At 43.6% G+C, this 17,620-nt stretch carries 15 protein-coding genes and 1 pseudogene; 5 read left to right on the forward strand and 11 right to left on the reverse strand.

Annotated elements, in window-relative coordinates; translation table 11 throughout:
- Positions 1-83: 83 nt before the first annotated feature.
- Complete coding sequence (locus tag E2K74_RS03395) at positions 84-1,265, reverse strand: transcriptional regulator (protein WP_151206288.1); 1,182 nt, start codon at positions 1,263-1,265, stop codon at positions 84-86.
- Between the two features lie 216 nt (positions 1,266-1,481).
- Between E2K74_RS03395 and E2K74_RS03400 the strand changes: the two genes are divergently transcribed.
- Positions 1,482-2,993 (forward strand): aldehyde dehydrogenase family protein, encoded by a 1,512-nt coding sequence (locus E2K74_RS03400; RefSeq protein WP_151206289.1) that lies wholly within the window; start codon positions 1,482-1,484, stop codon positions 2,991-2,993.
- 183 nt (positions 2,994-3,176) lie between these two features.
- Here E2K74_RS03400 and bioD read toward each other — a convergent pair whose 3' ends face one another.
- The 5 genes from bioD to E2K74_RS03425 all read right to left on the reverse strand — a co-directional run bounded on the left by bioD (position 3,177) and on the right by E2K74_RS03425 (position 7,829).
- Positions 3,177-3,833, reverse strand: a complete 657-nt coding sequence (gene bioD / locus E2K74_RS03405; protein ID WP_151206290.1) for a dethiobiotin synthase — start codon at positions 3,831-3,833, stop codon at positions 3,177-3,179.
- Positions 3,830-4,585, reverse strand: a complete 756-nt coding sequence (bioC, locus tag E2K74_RS03410; protein ID WP_151206291.1) for a malonyl-ACP O-methyltransferase BioC — start codon at positions 4,583-4,585, stop codon at positions 3,830-3,832. The genes bioD and bioC overlap by 4 nt, the downstream gene beginning before the upstream one ends.
- Positions 4,582-5,751 carry an aminotransferase class I/II-fold pyridoxal phosphate-dependent enzyme gene (locus E2K74_RS03415; protein ID WP_151206292.1) on the reverse strand — a complete coding sequence of 390 codons (1,170 nt, stop codon included), beginning with the start codon at positions 5,749-5,751 and terminating at the stop codon, positions 4,582-4,584. The genes bioC and E2K74_RS03415 overlap by 4 nt, the downstream gene beginning before the upstream one ends.
- Positions 5,738-7,027 carry an adenosylmethionine--8-amino-7-oxononanoate transaminase gene (gene bioA, locus E2K74_RS03420; RefSeq protein ID WP_151206293.1) on the reverse strand — a complete coding sequence of 430 codons (1,290 nt, stop codon included), beginning with the start codon at positions 7,025-7,027 and terminating at the stop codon, positions 5,738-5,740. Before bioA ends, E2K74_RS03415 begins: the two co-directional genes overlap by 14 nt.
- A gap of 73 nt (positions 7,028-7,100) precedes the next feature.
- Entirely contained in the window at positions 7,101-7,829 is a 729-nt protein-coding gene (locus E2K74_RS03425; RefSeq protein WP_151206294.1) for an alpha/beta hydrolase, read from the reverse strand.
- Between the two features lie 310 nt (positions 7,830-8,139).
- Here E2K74_RS03425 and E2K74_RS03430 point away from each other — a divergent pair, with 310 nt between their 5' ends.
- From E2K74_RS03430 to E2K74_RS03435, 3 genes and pseudogenes are all read left to right on the forward strand, one after another.
- Positions 8,140-9,009, forward strand: a complete 870-nt coding sequence (locus tag E2K74_RS03430; protein WP_151206295.1) for an SDR family oxidoreductase — start codon at positions 8,140-8,142, stop codon at positions 9,007-9,009.
- A gap of 308 nt (positions 9,010-9,317) precedes the next feature.
- Complete coding sequence (locus tag E2K74_RS14565; RefSeq protein WP_161981114.1) at positions 9,318-9,494, forward strand: hypothetical protein; 177 nt, start codon at positions 9,318-9,320, stop codon at positions 9,492-9,494.
- A gap of 365 nt (positions 9,495-9,859) precedes the next feature.
- Positions 9,860-10,354, forward strand: a pseudogene (locus tag E2K74_RS03435) (IS982 family transposase); the annotation flags it as partial.
- 89 nt (positions 10,355-10,443) lie between these two features.
- On the opposite strand, the gene aliA reads toward E2K74_RS03435, so the two are convergent.
- The 4 genes from aliA to badH all read right to left on the reverse strand — a co-directional run bounded on the left by aliA (position 10,444) and on the right by badH (position 14,958).
- The gene (gene aliA, locus E2K74_RS03440; RefSeq protein WP_151206296.1) at positions 10,444-12,111 is read right to left on the reverse strand and encodes a cyclohexanecarboxylate-CoA ligase; all 1,668 of its coding nucleotides are present in this window, start codon (positions 12,109-12,111) and stop codon (positions 10,444-10,446) included.
- A 54-nt stretch (positions 12,112-12,165) separates the two neighbouring features.
- A complete protein-coding gene (aliB, locus tag E2K74_RS03445; RefSeq protein ID WP_151206297.1) occupies positions 12,166-13,323 on the reverse strand; it encodes a cyclohexanecarboxyl-CoA dehydrogenase in 1,158 nt (385 codons plus the stop codon).
- A 12-nt stretch (positions 13,324-13,335) separates the two neighbouring features.
- Entirely contained in the window at positions 13,336-14,118 is a 783-nt protein-coding gene (badI, locus tag E2K74_RS03450) for a 2-ketocyclohexanecarboxyl-CoA hydrolase (RefSeq protein WP_151206298.1), read from the reverse strand.
- Positions 14,119-14,193: 75 nt separating this feature from the next.
- Positions 14,194-14,958: a 2-hydroxycyclohexanecarboxyl-CoA dehydrogenase gene (gene badH, locus E2K74_RS03455; protein WP_151206299.1), complete on the reverse strand. Its 765-nt coding sequence runs from the start codon at positions 14,956-14,958 to the stop codon at positions 14,194-14,196.
- 501 nt (positions 14,959-15,459) lie between these two features.
- On the opposite strand from badH, the gene E2K74_RS03460 reads away from it, so the two are divergent.
- The gene (locus tag E2K74_RS03460) at positions 15,460-15,951 is read left to right on the forward strand and encodes a MarR family winged helix-turn-helix transcriptional regulator (protein WP_151203095.1); all 492 of its coding nucleotides are present in this window, start codon (positions 15,460-15,462) and stop codon (positions 15,949-15,951) included.
- 86 nt (positions 15,952-16,037) lie between these two features.
- Here E2K74_RS03460 and E2K74_RS03465 read toward each other — a convergent pair whose 3' ends face one another.
- Positions 16,038-17,327 carry an MFS transporter gene (locus E2K74_RS03465; protein ID WP_151206300.1) on the reverse strand — a complete coding sequence of 430 codons (1,290 nt, stop codon included), beginning with the start codon at positions 17,325-17,327 and terminating at the stop codon, positions 16,038-16,040.
- Positions 17,328-17,620: the final 293 nt, after the last annotated feature.

Raw genomic sequence — 17,620 nt, forward strand, 5'->3', positions numbered from 1 at the left:
AGAAGATAAACTAGCCATTTAAAAAACTTTAATGATCGGCCGTGTATGCAAATAAAGCTTGATCAATTCAGCCTATCGCCGTCCTAACTATCTTTATATTTTAATAGGGTTTGATATACGGGATTCGTTTTGGGCATCAGCTCAATCAAACGTTCGACAGCATCAATCGCCTCGGGGAAGCGCGCTACATGTTTCAGTAATACATCGGTTTCATTGGCTTTGAAAATGGCATCACTTAAGCGAGATTCCAGACAATCGCGCCATGCACATAAAAAAGGACTTTCTGTTTTAGCCAAAAACACCCCGCTACACAGTTTTAAGGCAGAATCGATATACCCTACATCTAAAGCCTGCTCTGTCAGCAAAAAGTCAGCCTCGACATGGGCCAATAAACGGTACGGCCTTGAACCCAGCATTCCCCCAAGCACATCACGTAATTGCGACATTTCCGCCTTTAATGTGCCCATACTGACTTTACGCTCACCATATAAAGCCTGGTGCAGACTGTCCAGACTTAGACCTTGTGGACATAAAGCCAGAATGGTCAGGATTTCAATCTGGCGTGGAGTCAGCACCAAAACCTTACCATTGAACAGTACTTGCGGCACAGAAAAAGCACGAATATAGAGTTGCTGCTTTTGATGTTCCAGTAAAGCAGACTGAATAATGGAGGCACAGCGTTCCGCAGCCAGCAGTCCCAGACTATTATGCTGTTGCCAGGTGGTCGAAAGGTCGATTACCCCCAAAAGCTGTTGTGAATGCGGATCAACAATGGGAGCAGCATAACAAACCCAGTCGTGGATAGACGACATATAATGCTCATTGGAAAACACACAGCTCGATTGCTGAGTTTTTAATGACAGTGCTAAAGCATTTGTCCCCACCAGTTCTTCACGCCATTGCCCACCTTCGATAAAATGTACACTTTCGGCGGCACTTTTCATTTGCGGGCTAGAGGCCGACCAAATGATGGTACTGCCCATATCTGCAACTGCCAGTACCATAGAAGACTGTTCAGCAATATGCTTTAAATCCTGCGCACAATATTGCAAGGCATTTGCCAAAGTGGAAGAGTAAGTTTCTTTTTGCAAATGGACTAAAGGCGCCGCAGAACGATCTTCTGGTATTGCAGCAGAAGATGAGCGCTGCCAGGAGCTGGCAATACTTTGCCCCAGCTGCTCTGCATGTAATGCCGACCAACTACTACTCGCTCTAAACTGTTCGATTTTCTGTCGTCTCTGGCTCAGATCTTGCTTTATCTCCATTCCATACTCTCACAAAAAAAGCCATGATTTACATCCACTGTAATGACTATATAACTATCTTTTAAGATCAAGTGAAAAAATTGTAAACCTTCTTGTCTCCAACCTTTCTCCAACCTTATTCCATGTATGCTAAGTCGAATAGTGTACCAGAGTCCCTGATACCAAAACTGTAATTACAGATTTTTACAACACTAAAATAAGTCAAGGAACACCTATATGCGTTATGTCGATCCTAATCAACCCGGTTCAAAAGTTCAGTTTAAAGCCCAATATGAGAACTTCATTGGCGGACAATGGGTACCACCTGTAAAAGGTCAATACTTTGATAACATTTCTCCAGTAGATGGTAAGGTATTTACTAAAATTCCACGTTCAAGCGCTGAAGATATTGAGCTTGCACTAGATGCGGCACATAAGGCCAAAGATCAATGGGGCCGCTCTTCTCCAACAACTCGCTCTAACATTTTATTAAAAATTGCTGACCGTTTAGAAGCCAATTTAGAGCTTTTGGCTGTGGCTGAAACCTGGGATAACGGTAAACCGATTCGCGAAACACTGGCTGCCGATATTCCTTTGGCCGTTGACCATTTCCGCTATTTTGCCAGCTGTATCCGCGCTCAAGAAGGCGGTATTTCAGAGATTGATGAAGATACTATCGCTTACCACTTCCATGAGCCTTTAGGTGTCGTTGGACAGATTATCCCATGGAACTTCCCGATTTTAATGGCCACATGGAAACTGGCGCCGGCGTTGGCGGCGGGTAACTGTATTGTATTGAAACCTGCTGAACAAACCCCTGCCAGCATTCTAGTTCTGGTTGAATTGATCCAAGACCTGTTACCTGAAGGCGTGCTTAACATAGTCAACGGTTATGGTGTAGAAGTGGGTCGCCCGCTTGCAACCAACCCGCGTATTTCCAAAATCGCATTTACTGGTTCAACAGGAGTTGGCCAGATGATTATGCAATATGCGACCGAAAATATTATTCCAGTTACGCTGGAACTGGGCGGTAAATCTCCAAACCTCTTCTTTGAAGACATTATGGATCAGGAAGATGACTATTTAGATAAAGCCCTTGAAGGCTTTGCCATGTTTGCCCTGAATCAGGGAGAAATTTGTACTTGTCCATCACGTGCCCTGGTTCAGGAAAGTATTGCGGACAAATTCCTGGAACGAGCAATCGAACGAGTAAAACGTATTAAAACCGGTCACCCGCTTGATACCGAGACCATGATTGGTGCGCAGGCTTCTCAGGAACAGCAAGATAAAATTCTGGGCTGTATTGCAACTGGTCGTGAAGAAGGTGCCGAAATCTTAACTGGTGGTGCAGAACGCCATGAGGTTGGTCAAGGTTTTTATATTGAGCCGACTATTTTCAAAGGCACCAATGACATGAAAACCTTCCAGGAAGAAATTTTTGGACCGGTACTTGCTGTCACCACCTTTAAAGATTTTGATGATGCAATCCGCATTGCCAACGACACTATTTATGGTCTAGGTGCCGGTGTCTGGTCACGTTCAGCGCATACCTCTTACCGTGCAGGTCGTGCGATTCAGGCGGGGCGTGTATGGACCAACTGTTATCATATCTACCCTGCCCATGCTGCCTTCGGTGGTTATAAAAAATCAGGGATTGGACGTGAAAACCATAAAATGATGCTTGAGCATTATCAGCAAACCAAAAACCTGTTGGTGAGCTATTCAACTAAACCAGCCGGTTTCTTTTAATTCCTTTTAAAGTGAGTATTTAATTCATCATTAAATATTGGCTTTGAGCGAAGGCCCAATCCTTGATTGGGCCTTCGCTGTTGTAAGAGGCTTTACTAACCTTTCTCTTTGATTCGCGTTAATCCAGTGGGTGCAATCCACCTTCATGAAAATTCCACGATGTTTTATTTCTTTTATCTCTCTTTAATCCTGTTTTAGATCTATAGCTGGAATATCCAGCCATTCAGTATCAGTAAAATCTCGTTGCAAATACTGTTTTAAATAGCGAATCGTATCTTTAGCAATTAGCTCATCCTGTGAATTGTCCGTATGATTAAAGGCCAAGGCATGGAGCTTGACTTGGCGCTGCTTGAGCAGTTCCAGACTGAGTAAGGTGTGATTAATACTGCCCAAACGTCCAGAAGTCACCAGAATAACCGGGTATTGCTGTGCCACTATATAATCAATCGTCAACCAGTCTTCGGTCAGTGGAACCATCAAACCACCCGCACCTTCAACCAGAACCCGCTCATAATGTTGGGCCAGCTGTTGGGTAGCCTGCTCAATTTTCCCAAAATCAATTTCACGCTTGTCTAATCTGGCAGCCAGATGAGGTGAGGCTGGATAAGTGAAAATTTCTGGCATAGTCAGCTTTTGCAGATCTTCACTGAGCAGTCCACAGCCCATAATTTCTCGGTGCTGTTCAATATCTTCAGAAATGTCAGTATTACCGGTCTGAATCAGCTTTTGCGTGATGGTGCGGATGCCCTGCTCGTTCCAGTGTTTGGCCAGAAAACCTGTGGCGAAGGTTTTACCAATAGCGGTATCAATACCACTGACAAAATAAATCTGTGCGTTCATATCACCTTCCGGGCAATCACATAAATTGGATGATAAGTTAAGCCATAATGCTGCGTATCGGGATGTTGAAATTGTTGGTAATTTTGATAGAAGGCCTGCAGTGAAGACTTGGTCCAGCGAAAACCCTGCGCTGTCGCTTGTACTCCGGTGGCTTTGATATGTTGTAACACCTGCTTGGGATGCTCAAAGTCTAGAGTCACTCGTTCTTCCTGCTGGGCAATGACTTCGAAACCCTGTGATTCAAGTATTCCCACGACTTGATCCAAACTTAAATAATCCAGCCCTTGCCCGGTTAAAGCTTTAATTTCTTTTAAATTGTCTTGAGCATAACTGGAAAAACATACATGGCCTGAGGCCTTTAAAGCCTGATGAACTTTCTTCAACAGTGCTGCTAAATCCTTAATCCATTGCAGTGACGAGGAAGATACCACCAGATCCAGCGACTGCGGCAACGGCAACGTTTCAATATTGCCCAAGCCCCATAAAAGACGATCATCCTCCTGAAAATGCTGCTGTACTTCGGCATACAGGTCATTCAAAAAAAGATGTTCAAAACCATAGGACTGCATAAAGCGTTGGCTAAACAGGCCTGAACCGCAACCAATTTCCAGGACTCGCTGAAAATCCGGCTGGCTCACATGCTGTTGTAACAGCTGTATCAACTCGGCGGCCACTGCATTCTGGACCACGGCGTGCTGTTTATAACTTAAATGTGCCTGGGCAAAACGTCGGGCAATCTGTTCACTTTTCATCGAGACAAGCTTCCCAATAAGGCCAGACAGTGATTCAAATCTTCTTGTTCTACCTGCCGGTGCAGGCAGATTCTTAGTCTTGAAGTGTTGACCGGGACAGTTGGCGGGCGCACCGGCAAGATATAAAAGCCGTTTTTTTGCATCATCTGGGCGGCCTGAACAGTTTGACCGGATTCACCAATCATCACCGGGATAATCTGTGAACTCGAAGGGCAGGCAAAGCCTAGTGCCTGAATGCCCTGCTGAAACTGTGCAGCCAGTTCGGTCAGATATTCCCGCTCTGCCCGCAGTTGCTGCATTTTCTGAAAAATAAAACGCGTCCATGCCATACAGAGTGGAGGTTGCGCGGTACTAAAAATTAGCGGACGCATTGTATTGATTAAATAGTTGCGAATTACCGGATGACAGACCAGATAGCCGCCGACAGAAGCCAGTGCTTTGCCAAAAGTACCCACCAGCAAATCAATCTGATCCAGCACCTGATACTGCTCGGCGCAGCCAAGCCCCCGCTCACCACGTACGCCGATCGCATGTGCTTCATCTACATATAGCATGACCTTTTTACACTGCTGTTTTAAGGCCACTAATGCTTTTAAATCCGTTTCATCGCCATCCATACTAAAAATGGATTCAGTGACCACAATAATGCGGTCAATTGCTGCATCGAGTTGATACCTTTCTAACAACTGCTTTAAATGACAGAGATCATTGTGCCGGTAACGGACATACTGCGCCTTGGAAAGGCGTATGCCATCAATGATGCTAGCATGCACCAGCTTATCGGCAATGATCATGGTTTTTGCATTGGCGAGCGCCGGCAAAATCCCGATATTCATATGATAACCGCTATTGAACAGCAATACCGAGCGGCCAAATGCTTGCGCCATCGTGTCTTCAAGCTGTTCAAATGCTGCAAAATTCCCGGTGAGCAAACGTGATGAACTGGCACTCATCTGGCGTTCGGATAGAGGTGTCAGGTCAAAAAACTCTTCACGTAAGCGCAGATCTGAAGCCAGTCCCAGATAATCATTAGAAGCCAGGTTCAGCATCTCGATTCCATTCATGTGTAGCCGAGGCTGGCTTGAAATATTGGCCTTAAACTGACGGTATTGACCCTGCTGTTTCAGCTCATCCAGTTGTTGCTGAAAATAGTCAAGATGGTGCATGGGCTAACTCCATCTCTTGAACCATCTCAACCATCTGCTTTAACAGGGTCTCAAGTTGAGCATCAGAAATTACATAAGGAGGCATGACATAGACCAGGCGACCAAAAGGACGAATCCACACCCCACGGCGTACACATTCAGCCTGAAAGTGAGCCTGATCTACAGGCTGGTGCAACTCAACCACACCGATGGCGCCCAGAACACGAACTGCTTTGACTTGCGGCAAAGTGTTCAAAACCTGTAAATGTTTTTTGAGCAGGACTTCAATCGCCTGAATACGGCTTTGCCAGTCCTGGGCAAGTAATAGCTGGGTACTTTTTAAGGCAACGGCGCAAGCCAAAGGATTGGCCATAAATGTCGGGCCATGCATAAACACGCCTGCTTCACCATCGGAGATCGTGTCTGCAACATGCTTTGTGGTCAGGGTCGCAGAGAGCGTCATATACCCCCCCGTCAGTGCCTTGCCGATACACATAATATCGGGGCTCACTTGAGCATGTTCATAGGCAAAGAGTTTTCCAGTACGGCCAAAACCGGTTGCGATTTCATCCAGAATCAGCAGGACATCATATTTTTCACAGAGTCGTTTGGCCTGTGTTAAATATTCAGGATGATAGAAGCGCATTCCACCTGCGCCTTGTACAATCGGCTCAATGATCATGGCTGCAATCTGCTGATGCTTTTCTTTTAGGACCTGTTCTAGCGGCTGAATATCTGCCACATGCCATTCTCCTTCAAAAGTACTTTGCGGTGCAGGCATAAAAAAACGTTGGGCTAGACTGGAACCAAAAATCTGATGCATGCCCGTCACCGGATCACATACCGACATGGCATTCCAGGTATCGCCATGATAACCGGAACGGGTCGTAACAAAATTGGTTTTCTGAGGCTGCTGTCTTGCATGCCAGTATTGCACGGCCATTTTCAAAGCCACTTCAACGGCCACTGAGCCAGAATCGGCAAAGAAAATTTTATCCAGCTCAGGAGCGGTAATTTCAAGGAGCAGTTTGGCCAGGTCGATTGCTGGCTGATGGGTCAAGCCGCCAAACATGATGTGCGACATCGATTCCAGTTGGGTTTTGACAGCCTGATTTAATTCCGGATGATTGTAGCCATGAATCGTACACCACCAAGAAGACATTCCATCAATCAGTTGAGATCCATCCTCCAGTTCAATCACTGCCCCCTGTGCCGCCTTGACTTTATAACAGGGAAGCGGATTGGTCATGGAAGTATAAGGATGCCAAATATGCTGTTGATCGAAAGCGTCCTGCACAGAATTCAACCTTAATAATAAAAATGACTTTGATCTTAACGTTTTAAAATTGAAATGAAAATGTCATTATCTGCTATTCGGCTTTAGCTGCTGCTGTATCGGTTAAAAATATTAAAACTGGTTCGAGTAACAATTTTGTATCGAACAGGATGGCATCATGTGCAGCATCAATACTTACCAAGTTCAGGTTACATGCTGCTAATAGCTCGCTTTCCTGGCTAAGTTGGTAGGGAACCAGCATATCGTTCCTGGAAAATACAAAAAGCATCTTGCCTGGATAAGACTTGAAGATATTGACCAAATTCAATTGTTCAAGAAGATAGAGATGGCGGGCTTGATAGATTAAATCAATATTTAGAATCTGTTGTTGAAGATATTTTGCCCTTTCTCGAGGTGCTGATGAACCAAGAGTCACTAATGCACAGAAGCGCTGCATTGCCTGTAGAGGATTTTTTAAAACAGATTTTTGAAACTGTTGATATTGCATATAGGGCATGGCGTGAGGCCAAAGATCATTTGCCACAAAACAGGGATTCGACATACAGCAGATGACAGGTTTAGCACGCTGTGTTTTTTGATAAATTGCATGCACAAGCAGTAAAGCAAGTTGCCCGCCCAATGACCAGCCGATTAAAACATCAAAAGATTGGGCCTGTTCTACTCTGGCAGCAAGAACTGAAAGGTCATTGGGATCAAAGATGTCCCAGATTTCAACCTGATATTGCTGTTGTCTTAGCAAGTCCGCAAATGGCTTGAGAACTGAAGTGCCTAGTCCCCAACCTGTAATTAAAAGAATCTTCATCCAGCCTGTTCCAGCAAAAATCATTCATTCGGATGAACCATACTATGGTTGCTTATATAAATGTACTGATCTGCTGTGCTTGAGCAAAGGATTTTGCAGACAGTCATTTACTCACATCAGCGTAATGCTAGAGTTGAGCTCTAACCGATCCAGCATAAGCCACCAACCCTCCAGACAATGTCAATCTGAATGAAAAATTGATAAATCACGAATACATTATGTTATGAAATGTGAGGTGTTGACTCATTTTTTTCAAATTCTCCTAATATATTTTTTCTTATAGGACGACCTCATTGGAATTGGAGAAGAGATGAATCATTATCCTGAAACCCCAGCTTCAACTGAAACGCAAGAACATCAACCGGGTATCCAAAGCAGAATGAATCCTCTCCCGGAAGTCATCAAATCAAATTATAAAGGCAGTGATAAATTAAAAGATAAGGTGGCACTGATTACAGGCGGAGATAGTGGCATTGGACGTTCCGTTTCTGTTTTATTTGCCCGTGAAGGTGCTGATATTGTCATCTGCTATCTGGATGAAGATCAGGATGCACGAGAGACTAAAAAAATGGTTGAAAATGAAGGCAGACGCTGCCTCCTGATTCAATGCGATTTGCAGCAACCTGAAACCATCCGGAAAATGGTCGAGCAAGTCCTTCAGGAATTTAAAACTATTAATATTTTGGTGAATAATGCCGGCGTTCAATATCCACAGGAGCGTATTACGGATATTTCCTCTGAGCAACTCTTAAAAACTTTTAATGTCAATATTTTGTCAATGTTCCATTTGACTCAGGCGGTACTGCCGTATATGCATGAAGGTGACAGCATTATCAACACTACCAGTATTACCAGCTATCACGGTCATGACCTGCTGATCGACTATGCCAGCACTAAAGGGGCCATTACCTCCTTTACGCGAAGCTTATCTACCAATTTATTAAAAAATAAAACGGGAATCCGGGTCAATGGTGTAGCCCCCGGCCCGATCTGGACACCCTTGATCCCGAGCAGTTTTGATGCAGAACAGCTGGAAGAATTTGGTAAACAGACCCCTATGGGCCGCATGGGACAGCCGAGTGAAGTCGCACCTGCCTATTTATTTCTGGCCAGTGAAGAAGCCAGTTATATCTCAGGTCAGGTCATTCATGTGAATGGTGGCAGCATTATTAATGGTTAATCAGATCTGAAGATAACGCATCCTTGTGGATGCTTATCTTCATTTTTGAGAATTTCTAGTTTTCAAAAAATATTTCTACTAATCTATAAGGGTTATAAAAATATTTAATACAATCAATTTATTAAGTTAAATAATCGCCCTAAATGGCGTGTATTATATTTGCTTTAAAAATATGAGGCGGCTTTTGATTTTTTATCAAGTTTGGCAGATTCCAAAATAATTTAAACAAATTCTGACAGATACTTACCCTTTCCCACCTAAGCGCTTGTTATAGTATTTTTCACTGCAAATCTGATGAGGATAGTGAGATGCCTAGAGGTGATAAATCTGCTTATACAGATAAACAAAAGCGACAGGCCAAGCATATTGAAGACAGTGAAAAAGAACGCGGTCGATCTGAAGAGGAAGCTGAACGGATTGCTTGGTCAACAGTCAATAAACAAGATGGCGGAGGCAAGAAAAAGAAAAGTTCAGATCAAAACTAAATTCATTTAAAACACCCTTCATAAATGGACATTGTTCATAAAAAAGCTGGACAGTATTTCAAGGCAGATGCAAAGTACTAGCAGACAAAATCAGGTATCTTCTGCTGCGACTATAGAGGTTGGAGTTAGCCTAATAAAATTGTAACTCGTCCAAAAATTAAGCTTGGGATTTTTGTTCCCCCCTTGCCGTTTTTAGATACTAATCTAACCCGAATCGCGGATAAGAAATTGACTTGAAAAATAAGAGGACTAGAGCCATCAGTTGAGTTACCACACCAAACTCACAACTCTAGTCCTGATGTTCAATAGTACCGAATTATTCTGCGTAATTGATGATTTTTTTCTTAAATTTGAATCAACTTAGTATTCAGCGTCATAAATCATTAGTCCAAATTGCATCACGTGGTAGAAGCTCAATGGGCTGGTTTTATGGCTGTAAATTACATATTGCGATGAATCAATTTGGTGAAATTGCCTGTTCTGCTTTATCGAATGGACATGTTGCTGACATAAAAATGGTTGAGCAATTGGTTGCTGGTATAGAAGCAAAACTTTACGGGGATCGAGGTTACATCAGCCAAGAATTAAAAATCAGATCGAAAGATCAAGGTATTGATTTAATTACTTATCATCGAAAGAATATGCAGGCTATTCAACTCTGTGCATCAGATGAATATCACCTAAGACAACGCAATAAGATAGAAACATTATTCAGTTTATTGAAGGGGCAATACAATTTAGTGACGAGTAAAGCACGTAGTCTTCAAGGATTTCTGAGTGGAATTTACGCCTCACTATGTGCATATCAATTAACCCATCCAAATAAGCCAACAATTCAAATTAAGGAATCATCGGCTTAAGCAGGATCCGGGTTAATCTAAAATAAAAATAAACCCTGAATAATAATATTGTATTGTTCAGGGTTTTTCTCATTTAATTATTCCATTTTTTAATTCCTTGCAATTGCTGCTGATGCTATAGATTGGGCCAAGAGTTCTCTGAGTTTAAATTTCTGGATTTTCCCCGATGGCGTCATTGGAATTTCATCCCATATCTCCAAACGCTCCGGAACATATTGCATGGCCAGATTATGGGTTTTCAGGAAATCTACCAGCTCATTAAAACTTAACGGCTGTGTTGGATCTTTCAGCTTGATGATTGCACAGGCACGCTCGCCCATTCGCTCATCTGCATAAGCCACTAAAGCTACTGTTGCAATATTCGGATGTTTGTAGAGCAATGATTCAATTTCTGCGACCGGAATATTTTCTCCGCCACGGATAATCACATCCTTCTTACGGCCACAAATCCGGATATAGCCCTGCTGGTCCTGATAGGCAATATCGCCAGTATCAAACCAGCCTTCGGCGTCCGTATCATTTAAATGGGGGCGTTTAAGATAACCGCCAAAATTTGAACAGGTGCGGATCATCAAACGGCCGGATTCATTCACGGCTTTGGTCTGACCTTTTTTATCCACGATCTTGATTTCCACACCTGGTAAAGCGATGCCATCGGTATTGAAAGAGCGCTCATCCTCATCTTCAGGTCGAGTCAGCGTCACTGCACCCCATTCGGTCATACCCCAGGCTGATATGACTTTAACACCCAGAGTTTCCCGGGCTTTTTGTACCAATGGCCCCGGAATGGGTGCACCAGCACAAAGGAAGATTTTCAGTGAATCAACCTTGTCATGCTGTTCCGCCACGGTATTGGACAGGTCATTCAGGAATGGGGTCGAGGCCATGGTGAAATTCACCTGATGCTGATGAATCAGATCCACGGCTTTGGACACATCCCAAACATCCTGCAACACCACTTTGGTATTCAGCTGAATCGGCATCATCAGGCCATACATAAAACCGGTCTGATGCGCCATCGGTGATGCCATGAGAACCACATCATTTTCAGTTAAATGCAGACGCTCGGCATAAGGCACAATATTGGAAAATAAGGTGTTGGCAGTATGCATGACACCTTTGGGTTCACCTGTGGTCCCTGAGGTAAAAATCAGCTGGGTAATATCATCCGGCCCAGATTCCATGTTATCTAGTTCAGCAACTGCTGAAGCATCTTGTTCCAGACCATGATTGAGTAACAGATGATCAAAATTATTCTGGCCTTCGCCATTAACCACCACTACATGCTTCAAGCTATCCAGCTTGTTTTGCAGCTGATTGGCCAGCTGTTCATGATTAAAATTGCGGAATGTTTGTGGTACGACAAAAACTTTGGATTCAGCATGCTTGAGCATGAATTCCAGTTCACGTTCACGGAAAATCGGCATGAGTGGATTGAGTACTGCACCAATACGGCTACAAGCCAGGTGAAGCAAGGTAAATTCCCACCAGTTCGGTAGCTGGCAAGACACCACATCATTTTTTTCAACACCTAGCTGTTTCAGACCCAAGGCAATTTTATTGGTCATGTCCCAAAGCTGTTGATAGCTAAAGCTCTGTTCAGTTTGATTCTCGACCTTAACGCTTACCAACGCTGTTTTGTCCGGATTCTTTTCTACGGCACTACGTAAAAAATCAAGAATCGTTTGATTTAACCAGTATCCCTGTTTGAGCATGGCCTCTTTTCTGGCCGGGATCAGAACTGCATCGAAATCCATTCGCTTACTCCTCATTCTTTATAATTATCGTATTCAGGTTTGGGCTTATTTTCCTTAAGCCGGAACAGCCTTACGTCCTGCTTTGTGACGCGCAATAATCGTTTTCATAATCTGGGCTGTTCCATCACCAATCTGGAAACCGAGTACATCCCGCATACGCTGTTCCATCACACCACGGTCATAACCGGCATGGCCAAAAGTCAGCAGACATTGATGAATTACATCATAGGCCAGTTTTGGCCCCCACCATTTACACATGCCCGCTTCAGAGGTATGGGGCAGATGATTGTCTTTCAGCCATAAGGTTTGCAGGCAAAGTAAGCGTGCCGCTTCAACCTGGGTTTCGTATTCCGCGAGTGGATGCGAAACTCCCTGAAAAGCAGTTAATGGCTGACCAAAAGCTTCGCGTTGGGCTGCATATTCCCAGGCTTCATCCAGACTCATCCGGGCAACGGCCAAAACCTGTAAACCGATCAGAGCACGTGAAAAATCAAAGCCCTGCATCACCTGTACAAAACCTTTGTTTTCATCCCCTAGACGGTGATTGACTGGTACACGAACATTGTCAAAAAAGATTGAACCGCGACCAATGGCGCGCTGACCATGACAGTCAAAACGTGTGGTACTGATGCCCGGTAAATTCATCGGAACCAAGAGCGCTGTCACGCCATGCGCACCTTCTTCATTGGCACCAGTACGGCCAAAAACCACCGAAGCATCTGCCTGATCGGCCGCAGAAATTGAAGTCTTTTCGCCGTTAATGACATATTCGTCGCCATCACGTTCAATCTTTAAACGCAAGTTCGCTGCATCAGAACCGCCTCGCGGCTCGGTCAAGGCAATTGAAAAGATAACTTCGCCTGCAGTGAGTTTTTTCAGCCAAGGCTCAACCACTTCAGGCTGACCATGTTCGGCCAGAATCTGCCCATTTAGGGAAGCAAGCAGGTTGATATAGGAAAAACTTAAATCCGCTTTGGCAATCGCTTCATGGATAATTCCGGCAGCCAGTCTGCCCATGCCCTGACCGCCGTATTGTTCCGGCAGTTCAGGTGCAATAAAGCCCATTTCACCCATCTTTTTGACCAGATCACGGTCAAAGACTCGGCTTTGGTCACGTTCCAGAAAACCGGGAGCAATATATTTCTGGGCAAATTTTTCTGCCGTTTCTGCCAGAAACTCGAGTTCTTCAGTGATATAAGGATTCTTTTTCATGGATCAGTCTCCTTATTTGGCATATTTACGGAATTCAGGCTGACGTTTTTCTTTCAGTGCATTGACGCCTTCACGCGATTCTTCAGTATCGTAATAAAGTTTCAACGCATACATGCCCATGCCAGCAATACCCGCCTGATGCGCGGTATCCATATTGAAACTACGTTTGGCAATTGCAATGGCAGTCGGACTACGCTGACAGATTTCTTCAGCCCAAGCTTGGACTTCGGCATCTAGTTGATCGGCAGGTACGCATTTATTCGCTAAACCCATTTCAACCGCTTCCTGACCAGAATAACGGCGGCACATATACCAGATTTCACGGGCTTTCTTTTCACCTACCACACGCGCTAAAAATGCCGTGCCATAGCCCGGATCAACCGATCCCATTTTCGGACCGACCTGACCAAAAATCGCTTTGTCTGAACAGATGGTCAAATCACAAATGGTTGCCAGCACATTGCCACCGCCAATGGCATAGCCTTGTACGCGTGCAATTACCGGTTTAGGTACATCGCGGATGGCGGTATGCAACTCTTCCATTGGCAACCCGATCGTACCGCGGCCATCATAATTGCCATCATGCGCGGACTGGTCACCACCGGTACAGAAAGCTTTCTCACCCGCGCCTGCCAGCACAATTGCGCCCACATTACGGTCATAACCTGCTTTATTCAATGCCTTGATCAGTTCGTCACAGGTGATGCCACGGAAGGCATTCATTTTTTCTGGACGGTTAATCGTGATCCAGGCAACACCGTTTTTAACTTCATATAAGATATCTTCAAAATTCATTTTCTTTACATCCTGTAGTGTTTTTATCTATCTGGTTGAACTGTGATTGTTATGAGATTCAATGATGATGTCTGTTTAACCGTTCATGGTTAAACCGCCAGAAACACTGAGTACCTGCCCGGTAATAAAGCTGGCGTCATCACTCAAGAAAAAGGCAATGGCAGAAGCCAAATCATCCGGTTGACCCAAACGACCCAGTGGAATGGCACGAATAAAGGCTTCACGTAATTTTTCCGGATTTGACGCGCCTTCAGTCACACCTGCAAGCAAAGCCGTATCAGTGGGTCCCGGGCAAATCACATTAATTTTGATGTTATGACGTGAATGCTCACGTGCCAGCGTTTTAGAGAAAGATAACAAGCCGCCTTTACAAGCCGCATAGACTGCTTCGCCTGAAGAACCGACCCGGGCTGCGTCAGAAGCGATATTGACAATATTGCCGGAATTGCGTTCTATCATGCCTTTTAGCACTGCAAAATGCATATTTAGCATACCGACCAGATTAATCTGGATCAGTTTTTCCCATTCCTGCGGATTGGTTTTAACAAAAGGTTTAAAAATATCCCAGCCGGCATTGTTGACGAGTCCATCAATTGGACCGAGTCCAGTTTCGGTTTTTTGAACCGCCTGCTCCACCACATCACTTTGGGTAATATCACACTGAATTGCCAGTGCGTGACCATATTGATTGATTTCATTCGCCAGCTTTTCAGCCGCTTCCAGATTCATATCAAAAATGGCAACTTTGGCGCCTTCCTCTGCCAGACGTCGGCAGGTGGCTGAACCAATTCCGCCTGCTCCGCCTGTCACAATCACAACCTTGTCTTTTAATCCTTTCATTGCTGATCCCTACGCTATTTTGTTGTCGAATTTAATCGGCTGTTGTTCTAATTCGCTGTGTTTTATCTAAAATAGAAAGAGATTGGATTTGTGTCAATATATTTACATAAAATAATATTTATAAATTTATATTTATATATTTATTAGATACTTAATATTTTTATTTATTCAATGTATTGACCTATATTGGTTTTTGGCTTTAGATTAATTTGAATCTGACTTTACTCTAGCTAGAGTCAAAACATGTCTTTTGCATAACAGACAATTTATCTAAAATTAGGAAGAAAACCTTAGATATTTGGCGAATGAGCACACTGGAAGTGAAAAAAAATGGAGATTTCCAAGCCATAAAACTGATTGACTCAGAATTTGAATAGGAAAATTTCTACAAAAACACTATGATTTTTAAATCAAATTATAATAGAAACTGGTTTGTGCGAAAAAGCGATAGGCTATACTCTGCGCGGCTCGGCTATTTCAGTTTTGAGGATGGCCAATATTGTGAGTGATACTTTGTCAAAAAAATATGATCAATCCTTATATTCTGCTCATAACCGGCTTTTTTTCCGGTTGTTTCAGGTGGGCAACAGTTTGGACCGTAAATGCCTCAATGAGCTGAAAATATCCCCAGTGCATTGGGCTGTGCTGGGTGCCTTGTCCCGTCCTAAAGTTAAATCAGGAATGTCTTTTTCTGATCTGACTGAGTATCTGGGCGTGAGCCGGCAAAACCTGGACGCAGTGTTAAAGCGGCTGGAACGTGACGGTCTGGTCGAGCGCGTCATTAGTGAACAGGACCGGCGTGCTAAAATTGTTGCGCTGACGGCTGAAGGCTTGGAAACATGGGATAGTCTACAGGATGATTTTTTTGAGTTTTATGGACAGGCCTTAAATAAGCTGGCTTTTGATGATGTGATTACCCTGATTCATTTGCTCAATAAAGTAAATGATGGTTTAAAAAGTATTCATCTGCACAAAGAAACAGATCAAGAATAAAAAAATTAGAAATAGTATTTCTAAAATTGAGTGATATAAAAATGAGCCTTTTTTAGGCTCATTTTTTACATGGTTTATATAAATAGTTAAGCTTTTTGAGGATCATATTGACGGTCTTTGATGAAAATCCCGGACACTGCGCCACATAAGAAATAGGCACCGCCCATGATCAGGAACCCTAGGCCAATTGAACCACCGCTGGCCGCCGCACCAATAATTGCAGGCGCAAACATGGCGCCGATACGACCTGCATTATAAGCCCCACCTACCGCAGTGCCACGAATAGAAGTGGCAAAGCTTTCAGTCATATAAGTGGCATTAATCGCATATGGAATACCATAAAGGAAACCAAAGAAAATCAGCAGGTAAGCAATGTTATCTGGCGTATTGAATAGCACAATCACGGGTAGGAAAATCGCCGTTCCAATTGCACCAAAAGAAAACACGGCACGTCTGCCCAAACGGTCTGCGGCAAAGCCTGCCAGAATTTTGCCGAAAATCATCGCCACGTAAGTACCAATCATATAGCCCGCCATGGATTTAAAATTCATGTGCAATTCAGATTCTAGATATGCTGGCATCCAGTTGTTTACACCATAGTAGCCAAATTGTAGAAAACCGGCCGTGAAGATCCACAAAATAAACATTCTGCGATTTGCAGGATCTGCGAAAATCTCTTTGACTGTGCTTTTTTTGGCCGACTGCTGTGCCGTGATTTCAGTCCGAGCATATAAACGCTGCAAACGTGCACGCTGCCAGGATTCTGGCTCAGGAACCAGTTTCTGGATAAAAATCGCCATAACCGAGGGAATAATGGCAATAAAAAATAGAGTTCGCCAACCGTATTCCGGAATAATCCAGCCTGCCAGTACAGTGGCCACAATATAACCGACGGTCCATCCTGCCTGTAAAGTACCTAAAACCGTGGTGCGATATTCAGTTGGAACATATTCAGCCATGAGCGTATTGGCTGCAATATATAAAGAGCCTATGCCGAAAGCAGACAGAAAGCGTAAAACAGCAAATTGTTCAAAGTTTTGTGTAAAGCCTAAGGCTGCAGTCAATATAGAAAATACTAGGATTGAAATGACTACGGTACGTACACGGCCTAAGCGGTCGCAGGCCCATCCACCAATAAAACCACCAATCGCCATACCTGCCAGCGTAAAGCTGCCTAAGGTACCCGCTTGTAAATTACTTAAACCAAATTCTGCTTTCAGGCTATTTAAACTGAAGGACAATAGCAACATGTCCGCACCATCTACCAGAAGTGCCAAAAAGGCAAAGACAAAGGCGACCTGCTGGGTTCGTTTGGTCGTAGGTTTTATCTTTGCGAGCTCTCTTGCTAAATCTTGTTCTCTTACCAATTCCGTCATATTTAAATCTCTATTCCTATCCTTAGGTTTTTTCATTCTGATCTTGGGTATGCACACCTCTATATGCATGCGCTTTAAGCGCGATCCGCTTTTAAATCATAGTACTTACTCCTGTACTTGTAGTCTCACTACAGAGGCCTTTTCCTTTCCTGTTATTTTTAGATCGTATTTATTGTCGTTAATCAGGCTAAAGAAGTTAGGATGAATTTTCAATCATTTTAGATGTTTTATTTTGTTAGGCGAAATTAATTATCATAAATTTGATTATTTTTCCATTTTCAGATAGCTTTAAA

It is taken from the genome of Acinetobacter sp. RF15B (assembly GCF_007558235.1).
GTDB classification, from domain to species: Bacteria; Pseudomonadota; Gammaproteobacteria; order Pseudomonadales; family Moraxellaceae; genus Acinetobacter; species Acinetobacter lwoffii_C.